Source organism: Micromonospora sp. CNZ303, from assembly GCF_004345505.1.
In genome coordinates this window covers 17,260-36,749 of record NZ_SLVT01000032.1, presented here as the reverse complement: position 1 = coordinate 36,749, position 19,490 = coordinate 17,260, and the positions used below count along the sequence as shown (strand labels likewise).

The 19,490-nt window shown below is 73.0% G+C and carries 13 protein-coding genes; 3 read left to right on the top strand and 10 right to left on the bottom strand.

The genetic code is table 11. The annotated features are described in order from the left end of the window. Positions 1 to 37: 37 nt before the first annotated feature. The 4 genes from EV374_RS31090 to EV374_RS31075 all read right to left on the bottom strand — a co-directional run bounded on the left by EV374_RS31090 (position 38) and on the right by EV374_RS31075 (position 5,124). Positions 38 to 847, bottom strand: coding sequence for a carbohydrate ABC transporter permease (locus tag EV374_RS31090; RefSeq protein WP_132240731.1), 810 nt, complete (start codon positions 845 to 847; stop codon positions 38 to 40). 10 nt (positions 848 to 857) lie between these two features. Continuing rightward, on the bottom strand, positions 858 to 1,820 hold the full coding sequence (locus tag EV374_RS31085) for a carbohydrate ABC transporter permease (protein ID WP_132240730.1): 963 nt from the start codon (positions 1,818 to 1,820) through the stop codon (positions 858 to 860). Between the two features lie 61 nt (positions 1,821 to 1,881). Next, the gene (locus tag EV374_RS31080) at positions 1,882 to 3,156 is read right to left on the bottom strand and encodes an ABC transporter substrate-binding protein (RefSeq protein WP_132240752.1); all 1,275 of its coding nucleotides are present in this window, start codon (positions 3,154 to 3,156) and stop codon (positions 1,882 to 1,884) included. 60 nt (positions 3,157 to 3,216) lie between these two features. Next, positions 3,217 to 5,124: a beta-L-arabinofuranosidase domain-containing protein gene (locus EV374_RS31075; RefSeq protein WP_132240729.1), complete on the bottom strand. Its 1,908-nt coding sequence runs from the start codon at positions 5,122 to 5,124 to the stop codon at positions 3,217 to 3,219. A 236-nt stretch (positions 5,125 to 5,360) separates the two neighbouring features. Between EV374_RS31075 and EV374_RS31070 the strand changes: the two genes are divergently transcribed. Then, a complete protein-coding gene (locus EV374_RS31070) occupies positions 5,361 to 6,359 on the top strand; it encodes a LacI family DNA-binding transcriptional regulator (protein ID WP_486486054.1) in 999 nt (332 codons plus the stop codon). 189 nt (positions 6,360 to 6,548) lie between these two features. Beyond that, a complete protein-coding gene (locus tag EV374_RS31065; RefSeq protein WP_486486053.1) occupies positions 6,549 to 7,943 on the top strand; it encodes an N-acetylmuramoyl-L-alanine amidase in 1,395 nt (464 codons plus the stop codon). A gap of 48 nt (positions 7,944 to 7,991) precedes the next feature. On the opposite strand, the gene EV374_RS31060 is transcribed toward EV374_RS31065, so the two are convergent. Further along, positions 7,992 to 8,891: a serine hydrolase domain-containing protein gene (locus EV374_RS31060; RefSeq protein ID WP_132240727.1), complete on the bottom strand. Its 900-nt coding sequence runs from the start codon at positions 8,889 to 8,891 to the stop codon at positions 7,992 to 7,994. 114 nt (positions 8,892 to 9,005) lie between these two features. Between EV374_RS31060 and EV374_RS31055 the strand changes: the two genes are divergently transcribed. Next, complete coding sequence (locus EV374_RS31055) at positions 9,006 to 11,267, top strand: catalase (RefSeq protein ID WP_132240726.1); 2,262 nt, start codon at positions 9,006 to 9,008, stop codon at positions 11,265 to 11,267. Positions 11,268 to 11,381: 114 nt separating this feature from the next. Here the strand turns inward: EV374_RS31055 and EV374_RS31050 are convergent, their stop codons facing one another. The 5 genes from EV374_RS31050 to EV374_RS31030 form a co-directional block, all read right to left on the bottom strand. After that, positions 11,382 to 12,254 (bottom strand): peptidoglycan DD-metalloendopeptidase family protein, encoded by an 873-nt coding sequence (locus tag EV374_RS31050; protein WP_132240725.1) that lies wholly within the window; start codon positions 12,252 to 12,254, stop codon positions 11,382 to 11,384. Positions 12,255 to 12,377: 123 nt separating this feature from the next. Further along, positions 12,378 to 12,800 carry a DUF6234 family protein gene (locus EV374_RS31045; protein ID WP_132240724.1) on the bottom strand — a complete coding sequence of 141 codons (423 nt, stop codon included), beginning with the start codon at positions 12,798 to 12,800 and terminating at the stop codon, positions 12,378 to 12,380. 224 nt (positions 12,801 to 13,024) lie between these two features. Next, positions 13,025 to 17,380: a S8 family serine peptidase gene (locus EV374_RS31040; protein WP_132240723.1), complete on the bottom strand. Its 4,356-nt coding sequence runs from the start codon at positions 17,378 to 17,380 to the stop codon at positions 13,025 to 13,027. A gap of 331 nt (positions 17,381 to 17,711) precedes the next feature. Further along, a complete protein-coding gene (locus EV374_RS31035; RefSeq protein WP_132240722.1) occupies positions 17,712 to 18,626 on the bottom strand; it encodes an S-4TM family putative pore-forming effector in 915 nt (304 codons plus the stop codon). Between the two features lie 251 nt (positions 18,627 to 18,877). After that, positions 18,878 to 19,408, bottom strand: coding sequence for a GTPase domain-containing protein (locus EV374_RS31030; RefSeq protein ID WP_132240721.1), 531 nt, complete (start codon positions 19,406 to 19,408; stop codon positions 18,878 to 18,880). Positions 19,409 to 19,490: the final 82 nt, after the last annotated feature.

Below are 19,490 nucleotides of genomic sequence, written 5' to 3'. Positions count from 1 at the left end.
CGGGTGCGGTCCGGTCCCGCCGGGCCGACCGGCCCGGTCAGCCCTTCAGCGCCCCCGAGGTGAAGCCGCGCACGTAGCTGCGTTGCAGGAACGCGAACAACAGCAGGCACGGCACGGCCATGAACACCACGCCGGCCTCCAGCGCCGCGTAGTCGACCGACCCGTGACTGGCCGTACGCATGTTCACCACGGCGAGCGTGGTGGTGAACTTCCCGGTCGAGTTGAGCAGGATCAGCGGGGCGAAGAACTCGCTCCACGACGTGAGGAACGCGAACAGGGCGACGGTGACCAGGCCCGGGCGGACCGCCGGCAGCAGGATGCGCCACAGCACCCCGACGCTGGTGCAGCCGTCCACCTGGCCCGACTCGTCCAGCTCCCGGGGCACCGCCTCGAACGAGTTGCGCATCATGAACACCGAGAACGGCAGCTGGAACATGATCAGTACGAGGCTCAGCCCGAGCAGCGAGTCCTCCAGCCCCAGCCAACCGAGCAGCACGTACAGCGCGATCAGGATGGTGGCGTACGGAACCATCAGGATCGACAGGGTGAGCAGGAACAGCACGTCGCGACCGGGGAACCGGAACCGGCCGAAGGCGTAGCCGCCCAGCGTGGCGACCAGCAGCGTGCCGGCGACGGTCAGCGCGCTGACCATGACACTGTTGAGCACGTGCCGTGGCCGGACGCCGTTGTCGGAGGTGAACAGCCGCTCGTAGTTGACCAGGCCGAAACCGGTGTCGGTGCGCACCGACGCCCAGCCGCTCCACAGCAGCGGGAAGAGGAAGAGGATGGCGAGCGCCGTGCCGGTGACGTAGAAGCCCCACCGGGAGGCGGTGCCGGAGCGGGTCATCGCGGTCCCCTCACTGCCCGCGGCGTCGCAGGACGCCGAGCTGGATGACGCTGAAGACGACGAGCACGGCCAGCAGCACCACCGAGACGCCGGCGGCGGAGCCGAGGTCGAGCCGGACGAACGCCTCCCGGTAGATCACCATCACCAGAGAGGTGGTGCTGTTGTCCGGGCCGCCGCGGGTGAGGATCCAGAACTGGTCGAACGCCAGCAGCGAACCGGTGACCATCATCGTGAGGACCAGGGCGATCGTCGGGCGCATCAGCGGCAGGGTGATCAGTCGGAAGGTCTGCCAGCGGTTGGCCCCGTCCATCCGGGCGGCCTCGTACACCTCGGTCGGGATCGCCTGGAGGCCGGTCAGCAGGATGAGCATGTTGAAGCCGGCGAAGCGCCAGAGCACCAGCGTGACGGCCGAGGCCAGCGCGGAGTTCGCGCTACCGCTGGTCCACGAGGTGTAGCCGTCGAGCAGCCCCAGGGCGGACAGGGCCGGGGTGACCGGCCCGATCTCGTCGCTGAGCAGCCCGAGGAAGAGCAGCGAGGCGCTGGCGAAACCGACCGCCATCGGCAGCACGAACGCCGTGCGGAAGAAGCCCACCCCCGGGCGCCGACGTTGCACGAGCAGCGCCAGCCCGAACGCGACGGCGAAGAGCAGCACCGTCATGACCACGGTGTACTTCACGGTGAAGACCGCCGCGCCCCGCACCAGCTCGTTGTCGGCGATGCCCGCGTAGTTGTCCGGCGCGTTCAGCTCGGGGGCGCCCAGCAGCGGCCACCGGTGCAACGACATCCAGCCCACCAGCGCGAGCGGCACCAGGAAGAACACGCCCACCACCAGGGCCGTCGGGGTGGCGTACGCCAGACCCAGCAGGGCGCGTCGGCGGCGCGACGGGCTGCCCCGGCGGCGGCGCGGCGGTCTGCCCGTGCCGGACCGGTCGGCGCGGGGCACCCGGGGAGGCGTCAGGGTGGTCGTGGGCATCGGGCCCCTCCGGGAAAGAGGGTGGCCCGCCGCCGGGACGCAGGCGGGCCACCGGTCGGTGTCAGCTCTGCCGCAACGATCTGGTGATTGCGGCGTTGCCGGAGGTCAGCGCCGCGGCGGCGTCGCCGAACAGCGCGCCCCGCACGGTCGCCAGCCACGGGCTCTGCGGGTCGTTGAACGAGGCGTTGAAGTTGCGGGCGTACGGCGTGCGGCCCTTGGCCATCAGCCGGTTGACGGCCACCACGCGCGGGTCGGCCGCGGAGTACCTGTTCTCGGCCAGGTCGGTGCGGGTGGGCACGCCCTTGTTCTTCGCGACGACCTCGACCTGCGCCTCGTCCGACATCGTCCAGGCCAGAAAGTCCCACGCCTGGGCCGCCCTGTCGCTGGTCGCGCCGACGCCGATGACGTCGCCGCCGACGAAGGTGGACTCGCCGCCGGTCATCCCCGGGATCGGTGCGACCCCCATCTCGACCCCGGCCTCCTCGATCAGCCCCAGCCAGACCGAGGGCCCCGGCGCGATGCCGACCTTGCCGCCCTTGAGCGCGCCGAGCCAGGTCGGACCGGCCTCGTCCCGGGACGCCGGAGCCGCCACGCCCTCCTCGTAGAGCGCGCGGTACAGGGCGAAGACCTCCGCCATCTGCGGCGAGTCGACCGAGGCGGCGGTGCCCTTGTCGTCGAGGACGTCGCCGCCGGCCGCCCATACCGAGGGCCAGAAGGTGAACTCGACGCAGCCGCCGCAGTTGCCGCCGAAGTAGGTGCCGTCGACGCCGCCGCCGAGCCGGTCGACGGCCCGCGCGTGCTCGGCGAACTCGCGCAGCGTGCGCGGCGGCCGCTCCGGGTCCAGGCCGGCCCGCTTGTACAGCGCCTTGTTGTAGAGCAGCACCGACATGTCGATGGCGTGCGGCAGGGCGAAGTTGCGGCCGTCATGGCTGCCGGCCCGCACGTGCGCCGGTGCCACCCGGTCCCGGACGGTCAGCGCGGCGAACCGGTCGGTGACGTCACGCCACAGCCCCTGCGAGGCGTACTGCGGCGCGAAGACCACGTCCGCGGCGAACAGGTCCGGCAGCGCCTTCGCGCCGGCCGCCGAGGCGAGCTTCGCCGGGTACTCCTCGTTGGGATAGGCGGTCACCCGCACCTGGTTGCGGTGCGTCCGGTTGTACGCCTCGGCGTACGCCTTGGACACCGACTCGGTGCCGGCACGGGTCCACAGGGTCAGCGTCGCGCCGTCGTCGACCTGCGCCACCCCCCTGGCCGGGTCGTCGTCGGTGCCGCAGGCCGCCAGGCCCGCGACGAGCAGCACGGCCGCGAGGACCGCCGCCGGCCGGCGGCCGATCATGCGTCTCACTGGTCTCTCCCTCCGCGACAGCGGGTGGTGGGGATCTCGCTGTGGTCCGGGTCAGTCGGCCGGGAGCCAGACCCGCATGGTGGACGGGCCCCGCCGGGCCCAGCGGTGGTACGGCACGAGCCGGACCGTCTCCGGGCGCGGCGCCGGCACGGGCTGCTCGGTGGCGTACGGCCAGCGCCCGTCGGGTGGGGTGTCGAGGCCGCCGGAGACGGTCGCGCCGTCGCCGTCCGGTTCCGGAGGCGTGCGGGTGTCGACCCGCAGGGCGTCGAGGTCGCCGCCGGCCTGGTCGACGGACTCGGCGCAGAGCACGACGGGACCGCGTTCGACCGCCACGCAACCGCGCACCGCGTCGATCCGGGGATCCGGCACGGCCCAGCGCGGCCGCATCGGCAGCGTCAGGCGGATCTCGTCCCCGGCGGTCAGGCCCGGGAACACCGCCGGCTCTCCGGCCGGCACCGGGCGCCGGCCGGCCCGGTCGGTGACGGTGGCCCCGACCGCCCACTGCGGCACCCGCAGGGCCAGCGTCCACGGGCCGCCGGCGGCGGTGACCCGTACCGCCACGTCGCCCCCGGCCGGATAGTCGGTACGCATCCGCAGGCCGACCGCACGGCCGTCGGCGAGTCGGGTGTCGACCTCCGCGTCGGCGAACTGGTGCACCTGGAGGCCGTCGGCGTCGGCGGTCACCAGGTAGCCGGCGAGGCTGGCCAGCAGCCGGGCCACGTTGGGCAGGCAGCAGGACACCTCGAACCACGGCGCCCGGGGCCCGCCGCCGAAGCCGAGCTGCTCGCGGTCGGCCGGCACCGTGCCGGTCGGGGTGCGCTGGTGCAGGGTGTTCGCGTAGAAGAAGGACCGCCCGTCGTCGGAGATCGACGTCGCGACGACGTTGTAGAGGATCCGTTCGACGACGTCGCCGTAGCGCGGCTCCCCGGTGGCCAGCAGCAGTCGCCAGGCGAGCATGACCGCCGCGACGCCGGCGCAGGTCTCCGCGTACGCCCGGTCGGCCGGCAGCACGAAGTCGTCGCCGAACGCCTCGTCGGCGTGCCGGGCACCCATCCCGCCGGTCAGGTAGGTACGCCGGGCGAGGGTGCGGTCGAACTGCGCGGCGACCACCTCCAGCAACTCGTCGTCGCCGGTCTCGACCGCCACGTCCACGACGCCGCTGGCCAGGTAGAGCGCCCGGACCGCGTGCCCGCGCAGCACCCGCGCGGCGCGCACCGGCTGCTCGTCGCTGAAGTACGCCCAGCCGAGGTGGTGGCGGGGGATGCTGCGGTGTCCACGCCGCTCGACGAACAGCGACGCCTGTTCCAGGTAACGCTGCTCCCCCGTCACCCGGGCCAGCTCGACGAGCGCCGGCTCGATCTCGGGATGGCCGCAGACGCCCCACACGCCGTCCGGGCCGAACGTGTCGCAGACGTGGTCGGCGGCCCGCCGGGCGACGGTCAACAGCTCGCCGTCACCGGCGGTGCGGGCCCGGGCGACGGCCGCCTGCACCAGGTGCCCCGCGCAGTACAGCTCGTGGCCGAAGGCCAGGTCGCTGTAGCGGGGCCGCTGGCCCGGCCGGCCGAACGCGGTGTGCAGGTAGCCGTCGGGCGCCTGTGCCGCCCGCAGCCCCCCGGTCAGCTCGCACAGCTCGGACTCCAGGCCGGCGTCCGGGCGTCGGCCCAGCTCCCAGGCGATGGCCTCCATGAGCTTGTAGACCTCGGAGTCGGAGAACTCCCGGCCGCGCCGGTCCGGGGACCCGTGGCCGGTCTTCGCGGTGACGAAGTTCCCGGTCCAGCCCAGCTTGTCCATCCAGGACCGTGCGTGCTCCAGGGTGGACCCACCGTTGGTGGCCTGCCGGCTGCCCCAGAACCCGCCGTCGATCCGGACCTCCGCCAGCCCGAGCGGTCGGCGACGCCCCCGGGAGGGCACCACGGGGCGGCCACCGGTGCGGTCGGCCACGAGAGGTGTGGGCGGCATGGACCCTCCCTTAAGGTGACTCAGATCACGACCCTGCCGCCACCCTGCCCCACGAAAACGTTTTCGACAAGCCATTCGAGCGACGAATCTCGACCATCATCGATAGATGGTTGCCGCCTTTCCACTGCCCGGCGGGAGGGCTACTCTGAGGCTCGCGCTCGGGGCGGCGCCGCACTCCCCCTCGCCCCGAAAACGATTAGGAAGGTTTTCGGGTGGGCCGTCCGCGTTCTGACTCCGTGACCCTGCGGGACGTGGCGGGCCGCGCCGGCGTCTCGGTGTCCACCGCGTCGAAGGCGCTGAACTCGCGGGCCGAGGTGGCCCCGGCCACCCGGGAGCGGGTGCTGCGGGCCGCCGCCGAGCTGGCGTTCCAACCCAACGTGCTGGCCCGGGGCCTGATCTCCGGGCGCACCCGCACCGTCGGCCTGCTCACCGACGAGCTGGCCGGCCGGTTCGCGATCCCCATCCTGCTAGGCGCCGAGAACGCGCTCGGCAACGAGCAGATGTCCGTGCTGCTGTGCGACGCCCGCGGCGACGCGATCCGCCGCCAGCACTACATCCGCACCCTGCTCGCCCGGCAGGTCGACGGGTTCATCATCGTGGGCGACAGCAACGACCTGCGCCCGTCGCTGACCCGGGACATCCCGGTGCCGGTGGTCTACGCGTACGGCGAGTCGACGGATCCGGGCGACCTGTCCGTCCTCGCCGACGACGAGGGCGGAGCCCGACTGGCCGCCGAGCACCTGGTGCTGCACGAGCGGCGTCGGATCGGCCACATCACCGGGCCGGAGACCTACCGCGCGGCCCGCGACCGGGCCACCGGGCTGCGCGCGGTGCTGGCCGAGGCGGGGCTGCCCCTGACCGGCGACCCGCTGTACGGCGAGTGGTCGCAACGGTGGGGCCGGCACGCGGCGCGACTGCTGCTCGCCGCCCGGCCCGAGGTCGACGCGGTCTTCTGCGGCAACGACCAGGTCGCCGCCGGGGTCGCCGACACCCTGCGCGACCTGGGCCGGCGGATCCCGGACGACGTGGCCGTCGTCGGCTACGACAACTGGGAGTTCTTCGCCGCCGACTGCCGCCCGCCGCTGACCACCGTGGACCTCAACCTCGAACAGCTCGGCGCCACCGCCGTCAACCACCTCTTCGCCGCCCTCGACGGCGATCGCGCCGCCGGCGTGGTCCGCCAGCCCGGCCGCCTCGTGGTCCGCGAGTCCACCGGACCGACGCCGCACCGCTGAGGCCCGCGCCTCGGCTGAAACGGGACGTTCGTCGACCGGGCGGCGCGCACCGGCCCGAGCAGGCCGATGAAGGATTTCGCCACCCCCTTGCATCACGACGGAAGGCATTTACATCGCCGTCCGTCGCGGTGTACGTTACCGCCACCCGCCGATCCTCATCGACATTGGCAAATATTGTGAGGGGTGCAGATGACTGCTCGACCCGCCGCGCGCCGCAGGCGTGGGCTGCTCAGCACCATGCTGGCCGCGACCCTGGTCCTGACTGCCGAATCAGCCCTGGCCGCCGCGCCCGTGTCGGCCGCCCCGGAGGGGGCCCCACCGGCGGCCGCCCGGCTGGCCACCGCCTTCGACACCGCCGCCGGCCGGTACGACGTCCCCCGCGACCTGCTCGTCGCCCTCGGCTACGCCGAGACCCGCCTGGACGGCCACGGCGGCGCACCCAGCGCAGCGGGCGGCTACGGCATGATGCACCTGGTCAGCAACCCCAAGCTGCGCACCCTGGACGAGGCGGCCACGCTGACCGGGCTCAGCCGTGCCGCGCTGCGCGCCGACGCCGCTGCGAACATCGCCGGAGCGGCTGCCGTCCTGCGCTCCTACGCCGATCAGGCCGGCCTGAACGCGGTTGAGCGCGACGACGTCGACGAGTGGTACGCCGCGGTCGCCCGCTACGGCGGCGCGTCCCAACCGGCGCTCGCCCGCGTCTACGCGGACGCCGTCTACGACCTGCTCGGCACCGGCTTCGAGACCGGCCACCCCGGGGTGGCGAAGGTCCCCGGCCGCCAGGTGGCCCCGGAGCGGGACCTGCCCGGTGACGCGTCGGCCGGGCCCGGCATCCTCAGCACCGACTACGGGCCTGCCGCGTGGGCGCCGGCGAGCACCAGCAACTACACGGTGGCCAGCCGACCCACCAGCCATCCCGTCAGGTACATCGTCATCCACGTGACGCAGGGCAGCTACGCCGGCTCGATCAGCTGGTTCCAGAACCCGGCCGCCCAGGCCAGCGCGCACTACACGTTCCGCTCCTCCGACGGGGCGGTCACCCAGTCGGTGCGGGAGAAGGACATCGCCTGGCACGCCGGCAACTGGACCTACAACACCCAGTCCATCGGCATCGAGCACGAGGGGTACGTCGACAACGCGGCCTGGTTCACCGACGCGATGTACCGGGCGTCCGCGACGCTCACCCGCAGCCTCGCCAACAAGTACGGCATCCCCAAGACCCGGACGCACATCATCGGTCACCACGAGGTCCCCGGGGCCACCCACACCGACCCGGGCCCGAACTGGAACTGGTCCTACTACATGCAGCTGGTGAACCAGCAGACCGGCGTCGGCTCCGGCACGGTGAACACCGAGGGGGTGAGCCTCAACGTGCGCTCCGGGCCCGGCACCGGCTACGCCGTCGTGGGTTCCGTCGCCGACGGCGCGACCGTCAGCATCTACTGCCAGGCCGTCGGCACCACGGTGACCGGCCCCTACGGCACGAGCAACGTCTGGGACCGGATCGGCACCAACCGCTACGTCTCCGACGCGTACGTCCTGACCGGCCACGACGGCTTCATTCCCGGCGTGCCACGCTGCTGACCACCACGGCCGGTGCCGTCCGCCCGCCGGGTGGACGGCACCGGCGCGTCAGCACCGCGCGACGACGAGCTCGTGGATCGCAGTGAGCAGCTCCTCGTCGCGCTCCGCGTGCGCGGTCACCGTGACGGCGGCCCGGCGGGCGGGGCTGACCACCACGTACTGGCCGTAGCGGCCGTCCAACCGGTACGTGTCGGCCCGGTCGAGCCACACGCCGAGCCCGTATCCGTGAATGTAGGGCTCGCCGTACGCCACGGCGCTCGTGTCGACCCAATCCCCCGTCATCCGCCGCACGTACCGCGCGGGCAGCACCTGCCGGCCGTCCCACCGGCCCTCCTGCAACAGCAGCTGGCCGAACCGCGCGAGTTCCTCCGTACGCAGGAAGAGGTCGCTCTCCGCGAGCGGGTGGCCCAGCGGACACGTGTGCCAGGCGGGGTTGTGCAGGTCCAGCGGCGCGAACAGGCGCGGCAGCAGGAACGAGCGCAGGTCGGCCCCGGTGACCCGGGCGACCACCCGGCCGAGGGCGTACGGACCCGAACCCGTGTACGCGAAGCGGGTCCCGGGCGCGGCGGCGAGCGGCGCGGCGACGATCTCGTGGAGCAGGTCGGCGGCGTTGATCCGCTCGTCGGCGAACCAGCGGTGGCTGGTGCCGCTGGTCATCGTCAGCAACTGACGGAGCGTGACGGCACCGAGCCCGTCGGCGGCGATCGGCCGCAGCTCGGGCAGGTGGTCCAGGAGGCGGTCGTCGAGGCTCAGCCGCTTCTCCGCCTCGGCCAGCCCCACGGCCACGGACGTGAACGTCTTGGCGACGGAGTACAGGTTCACCCGGTCGTCGGAGCGGAAGCGGTGTGCCACGGGCGGGTGGCCCTCGCGGTGGACGTGGATGCCGTACGTGCCCAGGGCACGGTCGCGGTCCGCCCGCACGAAGTCGTCGAGGAGTCCGTCGCTCACGGGCGGACGATACGCGAGACGGCGGGCCGCCGGCGTGTCCCCGTTTCCGCCGCCCGGCTCAGGGTACGGGCCAGGACGCCTGCTCAACACCGTTCTCGTGGAGGAACTCGCCAGATGGATGCCAGTAAGCCAGCCAAGGCGGTCAAGGACGTGGTGGAGGCCGCAGCCGGGAAGGTGGCCGACGCGCTGACCCCGGACGTGCCCGGCGCGCCGGGTAGCGCCCCGCCGACCGTCGAGGAGCCGACGACGCCACACGACCCGCTGCCGCCCAAGGAGGAACAGGGCGCCCCGGAGACCCGTACGCCGACCGGCGCGGCGACCGGCGCGCCGACGACGGCGAACGGTCAGCAGGGCGCCTTCCTCACGACGTCGCAGGGGGCGCGGCTGCGTGACACGGACCACTCGCTGAAGGCCGGGCCGCGCGGTCCGGTCCTGCTCCAGGACCACCACCTGCGCGAGAAGATCACCCACTTCGACCACGAGCGCATTCCCGAGCGCGTCGTGCACGCGCGTGGGGCCGGCGCGCACGGCGTTTTCGAGGCCTATGGCATGGCCGAGGGTGTGACGAAGGCCGGTTTCCTGGCGAAGGGCAGGTCGACCAACGTCTTCGTGCGGTTCTCCACCGTCCTCGGTTCACGCGGCTCGGCCGACACGGTCCGCGACACCCGCGGCTTCGCCACCAAGTTCTACACCGACGAGGGCACCTTCGACCTGGTCGCCAACAACATGCCGGTCTTCTTCATCCAGGACGCCATCAAGTTCCCCGACATCATCCACGCCGGCAAGCCGCACCCCGACCGGGAGATCCCGCAGGCGCAGAGCGCGCACGACACCTTCTGGGACTTCGTCTCCCTGCACACCGAGGCGCAGCACCACACCATGTGGAACATGTCCGACCGGGGCATCCCGCGCTCGTACCGGATGATGGAGGGCTTCGGCGTCCACACGTTCCGGCTCGTCAACGCTGCCGGCGAGACGGCGCTGGCCAAGTTCCACTGGAAGCCCAAGCTGGGCGTGCACTCCCTGACCTGGGAGGAGGCGCAGCTGCTCGGCGGCGTGGACCCGGACTTCCACCGCCGGGACCTCTACGACGCCATCGAGGCCGGCGCCTTCCCCGAGTGGGAGCTGGGCCTCCAGGTCTTCCCCGACACTCCCGAGGAGACCTTCGCCGGGATCGACCTGCTCGATCCGACAAAGATCGTGCCGGAGGAGCTGGCGCCGGTGCAGCCGGTCGGGAAGCTGACGCTCAACCGGACGCCGACGAACTTCTTCGCCGAGACCGAGCAGGTCGCCTTCCACGTCGGCCACCTGCCGCCGGGCATCGACGTCACGAACGACCCGCTGTTGCAGGGCCGGCTCTTCTCGTACGTCGACACGCAGCTCACCCGGCTGGGCGGGCCGAACTTCTCGCAGATCCCGATCAACCGCCCGCACGCCCCGGTCAACGACATGCTGCGCGACGGCTTCCACCAGCAGGCCGTCCACGCCGGGGTCGCGCCGTACCGGCCGAACTCGCTCGACGGCGGCAACCCCTTCCCTGCCGGGGACGCCGACGGCGCGTTCGTCGACGTGCCGGTGCAGGTGACGGAGGCACCCAAGGTACGCGCCAACCCGGTCTCGTTCGACGACCACTACAGCCAGGTCCGCCTGTTCTGGCTGAGCATGTCGCCGGTCGAGAAGGAGCACATCGTCCGCGCCTACACCTTCGAGCTGGGCAAGTGCTACCACCAGGCGATCCGGGAGCGCCAGCTCCAGTGCCTCGCCAACATCGACCCGGTGCTGTGCGCGGAGGTCGCCACCGGGCTGGGTCTTCCCGCGCCGGAGCCGACCGTGCCGCTCGTCGACCCCGCGCCCAGCCCCGCGCTGTCGCAGGTGGGCAGGCAGTGGCCGGCTGATGGCCGCACCGTGGGCATCGTCGTCGACCCCGCCGCCGGGCTCGACGACGTCGACGAGGTGCGCCGGGCGGTCCTCGCCGCCGGCATGGTGCCGCTCCTCGTCGCCCCGCACGGGGGCCTCGTGGGCGACCTGCCCGTGCAGCGGACCTTCGCCACCGGCCGCTCGGTCGAGTTCGACGTGCTCCTGCTGGCCGGGGCGCCCGCACCCGCCCCGGACGCGTCGCCGTCGCGCGACGCCAAGGCGGGCGCGGCGGACTCCGCCGCCGTGGATCCGCGGGTGCTGCTGATGGTCGACGAGTGCTGGCGGCACGCCAAGGCGATCGGCGCGTGGGGCGCCGGGGTCGACGTGCTGCGGCAGGCGGGGGTCGCCGGCACGCCCGGCGTCGTCACGGGCGGCTCCGGCGCCGAGGTCCTCACCGCCGTGCAGCAGCTGATGGCCGCCCACCGGGTGTGGGAGAGGTTCCCCGCCCCGGTCGCCTGACGCGCTCGTCCGCCGACAAGGGCCGTCCCCCGCAGCACCGGGAGGACGGCCCTTGTCGCGTCCGGTCCGCGCCGCACCGCCGCCCGTCCGGCGAGCGCGGCGGGGCTGGCGCGGTCAGTCCCACCTGTCCTGGTTGAGGAAGCGGGCGAAGCCGCGCCACGAGTTGGGCCCCATGACCCCGTCGATCGGGCCGGTGTAGCCATGGCCCGAGGCGAGGCGCTGCACGGCACGCCAGGTGTTCGGGCCGGGCTGACCGTCGATCGGCCCGGTGTAGCCGTAGGCCCGCATGGCCCGCTGGAGGGCGGCGTAGGTGTTCGGCCCGGGCGCGCCGTCGATCGGTCCGGTGTATCCGGCGGTGAGCCGCAGCCAGTTCTGCATGCGCTGGTGGAAGATGACGCCGGGGACGCCGTCCTGCTCGGTGGAGGTCTTGGGCAGTCGCCCGGGTACCGGGTTCTGCCCGATGTAGGCCAGCGGATCGATGCGTACGCCCGCTGGGTTGATCATGTGCCAGTGCACGTGCGGCCCGGTGGACGAGCCCGAGCCCGGCGCTCCGGCGGCGCCGCCGGAGAGGCCGACGACGGCGCCGCTGGCGACGACCGCGCCGTTGCCGAGCAGGAACTGCGACAGGTGCATGTACTGGCTGCGGTACCCGTCCGCGTGGTGGATGGTGACGGTGTGCCCACCCGTGCCGTTGTACGGGATGTTCTGGACGGTGCCGGCGCCGCAGGCGGGCAGGCGGGTGCCGACCGGCATGCCGAAGTCGACGCCGCCGAGCGAACCCCGGTTCAGGTGGTCCTGCCAGGTGCCGGTGACGGGATACCCGGAGAAGGGGTGGTAAATGGCGGGGGCGGCGTACGCGCGGCCCGGCACGGCCAGCCCGGCCAGGGCGCCCGCGCCGAGGGCGGCGCCGAGCAGCACCGCGCGGCGGTCGACACCGGCGACCGCCGGTCCGTCGCCGCAGCACGCGGGTGGGTCGAGGTGGTCCATCGCGTGCTCCCTGCGGGGTCGGTACGCCGGTCGAGCCTGTGACGATACATAGCCACGGATAAATCTGTCGACCGTCCGCTGCGCCACCGCGCCGGGCCACGGGCGACGGCACCACCGGGTCGCTCAGCCGCCCGGGCAGCGGCTGTCACCGCCGCTGTGCTCCTGGCAGGTCGTCGGCGCCGGGAGCGGCGCGGCCGGCGGCCGGAGGGTGCGCGCGGCATCCGCGACCGCCGGCGCCAGCGCCGCCGCGGCCACGACGGCCAGGAGCAGGTAGACCAGCCCGGTGCGGCGGTACCGGCAGCCGAACGCCACCAGCGCGATGACGGCCGGCCCGCCCACCGCCGTCGCCGCCAGGCACAGCAGCGCCTGGGCGGAGCGGCGCCCGAACTCCGCCGACCGCCCGCCACCGTTCGAGTGGTGGTCGGCCCACCCCTGCATGCCGATGGTGAACAACCACCACAGCAACGCCAGGCACGCCGCCACCCAGACCACCGTCAGGAGCACGAGGGCGTACCGGGACCGGGCGGCGGGTGTCGACGAGGTCATGCCGTACAGCCTCGCGGAGCCGGGGCCGCGGGACGTGAGCCCGGGTACTCACCGCGCGGGATCTCCCGCACCCGGGCGTACGGCGGGGCCGGCCACGCGTCAGGCCCACGGCGCTTCCGGCGGGAGGGGCCCCGCCGAGGACGGCGGCCCGCCGGTGCGGTCGCGACGGCGACCGCACCGGCGGGCCTGGCCACGTCACCGACGGGCCGGCTGGGACGGTCCGCTCACCACCCGCGGCACTGGCCGGACGTCGGGCCGCTGACCGTGTTGGCCACCCCGTTGTCCACCGGTGGCGGCTGGTTGCCGACGCACCGCAGCGGCCCGTCGATCCGGTTGCCCGACACCACGACCGGCGTGCCGCCGGTGCGGCTGTCGACCACGCTGACCGGACCGGTCACCCGCGTCCCGCTGATCAGCACCGAACCGGTGACGCCGGTGACCGACAGCGGGCCGTCGACCGTGCTGCCCGTCAGCTCCACCACCGTGGCCCCGGTGGCGGTCACCGGGCCGCTGACGCTGGCGCCGAGCGCGATCAGACCCGCGCCCTTCGCGACGTTGACCGGCCCGGACACCGTGGCACCCGGCGCGAGGCAGGTCACCCCACCGTTGACCGGCAGCGGACCCCGACGCTCACCGCTGACGACCTGGGCGCAGGTCCGGTCGGTCACCTCGAGCGTCACGGACAGCGTCGACAGCCGGTTCGACGGATCGTCGCTGGTGACGCAGAGCTGCGCCCGGTACGTACCGGCGGCCAGGCCGGTGCTGTCCATCGAGAGCGTCACCTCGGTGGACCTGCCGGCGCCGGTGCCGGCCGACGTCCGCGACGCCGTCAGCCACGGCACCTCGTCGGGCGTCACGCACGGCTGCAGGTCGGGCAGCCGGACGTGGGTGATGAACCGGGCCGCGCCCTTGTCGTTCTCGACCTCGACCAGGCGGCCGGAGCGGTCGATCTCGTGGACCCCCTTGGAGCTGGTGGTCAGGATGTTGCCGTTACCGAGCGGGTGGACGCCCTGGTAACCGCTGCCACCGGGAGGCGTGTAGACGCCGATCAGTTTGCCGTCGCGGTCCATCTCCCAGACCCCGGGGGCGGAGCCGCTGCCCCAGCTCGCCGCCAGCACGTTGCCGTTCGGCATCTCCGCGAGCTGACCGGGCCAGCTCAGCCCCTCGAAGAAGCGGGCGTTGGCGGCGGAGCCGTCCTTCTTGAAGCTGTGGATGGCGTCGCTGTCGCTGCCCGAGACCAGCATGTCGTCGCCGCGGAACAGGATGCCCCACGGTCCCTTCAGCCCGTCGGTCCCCGGCGCGACGAACGTGCCCAGGTACTTGCCGTCGGCGTCGAACTCGACCACCGAGTTGGCGTTGCTCTGGGACGCGACCGTCACCAGCACGGTGCCGCGCGGCGAGATCGCGATACCTCGGGTGTTGGTCATGATCTTCGGATCGTCCACGCCGCCGGCCGGTGCGAAGATGCGCCGGAAGCTGCCGTCCAGGGCGTGTTCGGTGATCACCGAGTTGACCTGGTCGGACATGAGGAAGCCGCTGCCGTCCGGCTTGGCGATGACCTGGAACGGCGTGTAGAGGTTGCTGGTCGGGTCGAACTTGAAGTGCGGGATGAACTGCGGGTCGATCTGCTTGCCGGTCTGCGGGTCGAACGCCATCACCCCACGGGTGGCGCTGCCCGAGTTCGGGATCAGCAGGACACCGTCACGCAGGAGCCGGATCCGCTCGTCGTCCGGGCCGGCGTCCGGGTCGTCCAGCCGCCAGTCCAGCACGCCGTGCCCGGCGTTGCGTACCGCGAACTTCTGGCTGGTGACCAGCCCGGCCGGCTGCCGCGCGGAGATCGACTTGGGCGCCACCTCGATCTTCGGTACCGGAACCACCGTCAGTTCCAGCGCGATCGTCGTCGTCGGCTGGTCCTGGTCGTTGCTGGCCAGGCACAGGTTCGCCGTGAACACGCCGCCGTCGTCCAGGCCGGTCGAGTCGAGCGTGATCTGGATGTCCTGGCTCTTGAACGCACCCAGCGTGCCCTGCGCCGGCGTCACCTTCACCCAGGTCGGCCAGTCGCAGTCGTCGCCGTCGCCGGTCGCCCGCCAGGTGAGTTCGGCGCCGCCGGCGTTGCCCACCTTGACCGTGTGGGTCTCGTTCTGGGCCACGTCCATGCTGGAGCTGAGCGCGGTCTTGTCCACGGTCAGGTCCGGGGCCGCGGGAAGGACGGCGACCGGGAAGTGCGCCTGGGCGATCGGCTGCCCGTCCGGCGCGTGCCGGGCGTCGGTGGTCAGGTCGATCGCGCCGAAGAGCCAGTTCTTGCGGGGGGTCCCGGTGACGTCCAGGGTGATGGTCAGCTCCTGGCTGGCGCCGGGCGCCAGGGTGAACTGCGTCGGCGCGACCGTGATCCGCGCGCCGGCCGGGGCCTGCGGCGTCGCCTGGTAGGTCGCGGCCACCTTGGCCACGCTGGACACCGTCCGGGTGAAGGTGCAGACCTTGAGGCAGTGGTGCTCGACCACGGCCGGCAGGTTCAGCGTCTGCGGGTCGCCACCGGCGTCGGGGTTGGCCGCGACGAAGTTCGCGGCGGTCTCGTCGAGCACGATGCCGGTCCGGGCGGCCTGGGCCAGGTTGATCCGGCCGGAGCCCATGTCGAACGCGTCGGCCGGCGTGCGGCCGTCCTCCTTGACGACCCCGTCGCGGTCCGCGGTGACCGCCAGCGCGGAGCGGATCCGCGTCGGCGACCAGTCGGGGTGCAGCGCCGCCAGCAGCGCGCCGGCACCGGCGACGTGCGGCGAGGACATCGACGTGCCCTGCATGAAGGCGTACGGGGCCGGGTTGTCCTTCGTCGCCATGGTGGCGGCGAGGATGTTGCGGCCCGGGGCGGCCACGGTGGGCGCGAGCATGTCGAACTTGCTCGGTCCGCGCGAGCTGAAGTCGGCCACGACGTCGGTCCAGTCGCCGTCGCGCAGCACCTCGCTGCCGGGGTCGACGCGCACGGTGACGGGGCCGTCGGTGGCCGCCGCGTGCTCGCGCAGCCGCTGCCCGTCGGCGAGGGAGACCATCACGGCCGGGATGGTGGTCCCGGCGAGCGCGCCCATCGTGATCGGCGGGCCGCTGTACTGGTTGTGCACGACCACGCCGGTCGCGCCGGCGGCGGTGGCGTTCTTGACCTTCACGGAGAAGTCGCAGCCGCCCCGGGGCAGCAGGGCGACCCTGCCGCTGAAGGCCGCGGCCGGAAACGGAAGGCAGGCCTGCACGTTGTCCGCGTCGACGGTGCCGGAGTACCGGATCGGACCCTCGATGGGCGGGTTCGGCGAGCCTTCCCCGATCACGGCGGCGATGCCGGTGAGCGCGGCCGGGACGGGCGTCGGGCCGGTCACGTCGAGCCGGTGCGCGATGACCCGCTCGTGGCTGACCGCGGCGACGGACATGTTCCAGGGCGCGGTCTTCGCGACGGTGCTGGGGCCCGGGCCGCTGTTGCCGGCGGAGGCGGCGACGAAGATGCCGGCCGAGTACGCCTCCAGGAACGCCTGGTCGACGAGGTCCTTCCAGGGGTCGTCGCGACCGGAGATCGAGTAGTTGAGGACGTCCACGCCGTCGGCGATCGCCTGGTCCACCGCCGCGATCGTCGCCGAGGAGAGGCAGCCGAGCGCCATGCAGACCTTGTAGGAGATGACGTTGGCCCGCGGCGCGACCCCGGAGACGGTGAGCTTGTGCGTGCTCGTGCCGACGGTCATGGTCGCCTCGTGCCGGTTGCCGGCGGCGGTCGAGGCGGTGTGGCTGCCGTGGCCGTTGTCGTCCCGGGCGTCGGTGCCGACCATCGACCAGGCGCCGATCAGCTTGTCGTTGCAGATCGCCTTGTGCTGGGGGTGGCTCGGGGCACAGACGCCGACGTACCTGCCCGCGCCGTACGGGTTGGTGTGCCGGTAGCCGTCACCGTCCACGGCCGCGAACGACGGGTGGTCGGGGTTGATGCCGGAGTCCAGGATCCCGACGATGGCGCCCTCGCCACGGGTCCCGACGTTCTCCGCCGTCCGGCCCTCCCACACCGCGGGCGACTGGATCAGCGCGTTGCTGGTGTCGGTCGTCAGCTCCAGGATCTCGTCGGGCACGACCGCCCTGACCCCCGGCAGGCCGGACAGCTGCGCCGCCTCGTCCGCGCTGAGCGCCACCGCCAGTCCGTTGACCACGTTCCGGTAGGTGTGGGCGACCCGCACGGAGCGCCCCAGGACGGCCTCCATCTCGTCCACCACGGTTTCCTGCCGCTGCGCCAGTTCCCTGGCGTAGGGGGTGCTGGCCGCGGACCGGGCGTCGGTCCTGCCGGCGCGCGCCCCGGTGCCCCGGGTGGCGGCCATCAACGACGGCTTGTCCAACTGCACCAGCCAGAGCCCGCTCTTGGGCTGCGGCAGGCCGGACGCCGGGCGGGGCGGCCCCTCGGGTGCCTGCCGGGTGGCCGGCAGCGGCGCGCTGGAGGGCGCCGCGGCAGCGGACACGGGGGCCGCGGCGAGCAGCATGGTGCTCGCCGCCACCGCCGCGACCAGACGGGCCGGTGTTCGCCGGCGGGAGGGGAACGTTCTTCGGGAGGGGTGCTGTGCCACGGTGAGCTCCTAAGTCACTTCAGCGGCGCGATCGGCGCTGTCTCGCCACCTGGCCAGAGCCGGGGAGGTGCTCGGTGCGGCTGGGTGCGATCGTGTGAAACCTAGGTGATCATCGAGACCGAGGCAATGGTGTCCGTCCATGCGCCTCACCGGGGCCACCGGTCCGCTCGGTGACGGGCGTCGGTGGTGTCTCGCCGGATGATGATCTCTGTCTGCACCCGCAGGTCGTGGTTTCCTGCGTGGAAGACGGCCTCTGGCAGCGCGTCAGCCGGCTTGCGGCGTTGTCCTGTGCACGAGGCGGTCGGTCCCCCTCAGACGGTGGTCCCTGCTCCTAGTGGGTGCTGGGCTGCCGGTCGCCAGGGCTGACGCTGGCCTCAAGCTCTCTCATCTTGAAGCGGAAGTCCGCCAGGTCGCTGTCGTGGAACCGCCAGAAGAACCAGGACGGCATCCGTGGTTGTTGCCGGCGGATGTGGAACAGCACGTCCTGGATCTGCCGGGCGAGCCCGACGAGCCCCGTCCCGGACGCCGCCGGCGAGCCCGGGTCCGCGGTGACCGCCCGCAGCAGGCCGAGGACGCGGGTGCGCTCGTCGGTGTTCGACATCTGTGCCCGGTAGGTGTCGACGCACAGCAGCAACAGGCCCAGCGACGGGATCAGCCAGCCGCTGATCAACTGGACGACGGTGCTGCCTTCGGCGATGGCCAGCACGACGCCGACCGCGCACCAGAGCACCACCAGGGCGATCGTCAGGTGGGCGAACCGCCGCCGCACGCGCGAACCCCAGGCAAGGTTCTGCTCCAGACAGAACAGGACGTCGTGAGGTACGGGAAGCGCCGCGACGAGATAGTAGTCGCGCAGCCGTTCCTCGCTGCCACGGAACCGGCGGCTCAGCCGACTCACTTCGTCCTCGGACAACCGGTCACCGACCGCCACCTGGTTCCACGGCAGGCCGAACAGCCTGACGTCGAACATCTCCTGGAGGATGGCGCTCGTCCGCAGGTGCCGCCCCGCCCACGGGACGATCACCGTCGCGTAGAGCACCGCCCATGCCGCGCCGACGAGCGTCACCGGCGCGGCGGAGGCCGGGAACGGCACGGTCATCAGGCCCAGGGCGGCGACCAGCGCGGAGAGCAGGAGGCTCAGTCCGTGCGCCCGCTGGGTGCTGCGGTGGACCACCGCGATGGCCCGGAGCAACGTGAGGGACGGCTCGTCGTTCTGCCGCTGCGCGATCGGCCGAGAGACCGACACCTGCCCTCCCCGGAGGCCCGACACCCGCCCTGCACTGTCCGATCCCGCGCACGGGCGTCGGTCGACGATAGGCCGACTCGCCGGGTTGGCCACACATCGCGACGGTCACGGTACCGGTTGTATGCGTCAGTTGTACATCGTCGGGGGAGGTCGGGCCGGGCGCGCTACCGGCCGTCCGCGTCGCCGTCGTGCGGCGGATCGCGGCGTCCGTGCCCGCGTGGGTCCGGCCGGCACGGGCTGGCGGAGCGTCCTCAGTGCCAGGTCAGGCCGGCCAACCAACGGTCCAGCTCCGCCGGGGAGCGGAACAGCAGCACCGGTGGCCCGGCCGGATCGGCCTGCCAGGCGCGCATCCGCCGGCGGGCCCGGCCGAACGCGGTGACGTGCCACACCAGGATCGATTCCCGGGACAGCACGCTGCGCAGCGACTCGCGGTTGCCGTTGCAGATCTCCTCGCCGCTGACCAGCCGGCGGACGGTACGCCGCAGCAGCCGCCAGAAGGAGAGCCAGCGTGGGTAGTCCAGGCCGACGACCAGGTCGGCGCGCGCCAGCACCACGTCGCGCCACCCGTGGTACGCCCCGTCGAGGATCCAGCGGTCGCGGCGGCAGACCGCCTCGATCCGGCTGCGCTGCTCCGCGACCGGCACCTCCACCCAGCCCGGCTGCCACAGCAGGTCGTCGACCGGGTGCCACGGTGACCCGAGCAGCTCGGCCAGCCGCGCCGCCAGGGTGGACTTGCCGGCGCCGTACACCCCGTAGACGAGGATGCGGGCCGGTGCGGTCATCGCGGCAGCGTACGCCGCCGGTGCCGGTCCGGCGCCGCCCCGTCCGGGCGGGGGCGGGCAGACGGCGGCGCCATCGGTTCCG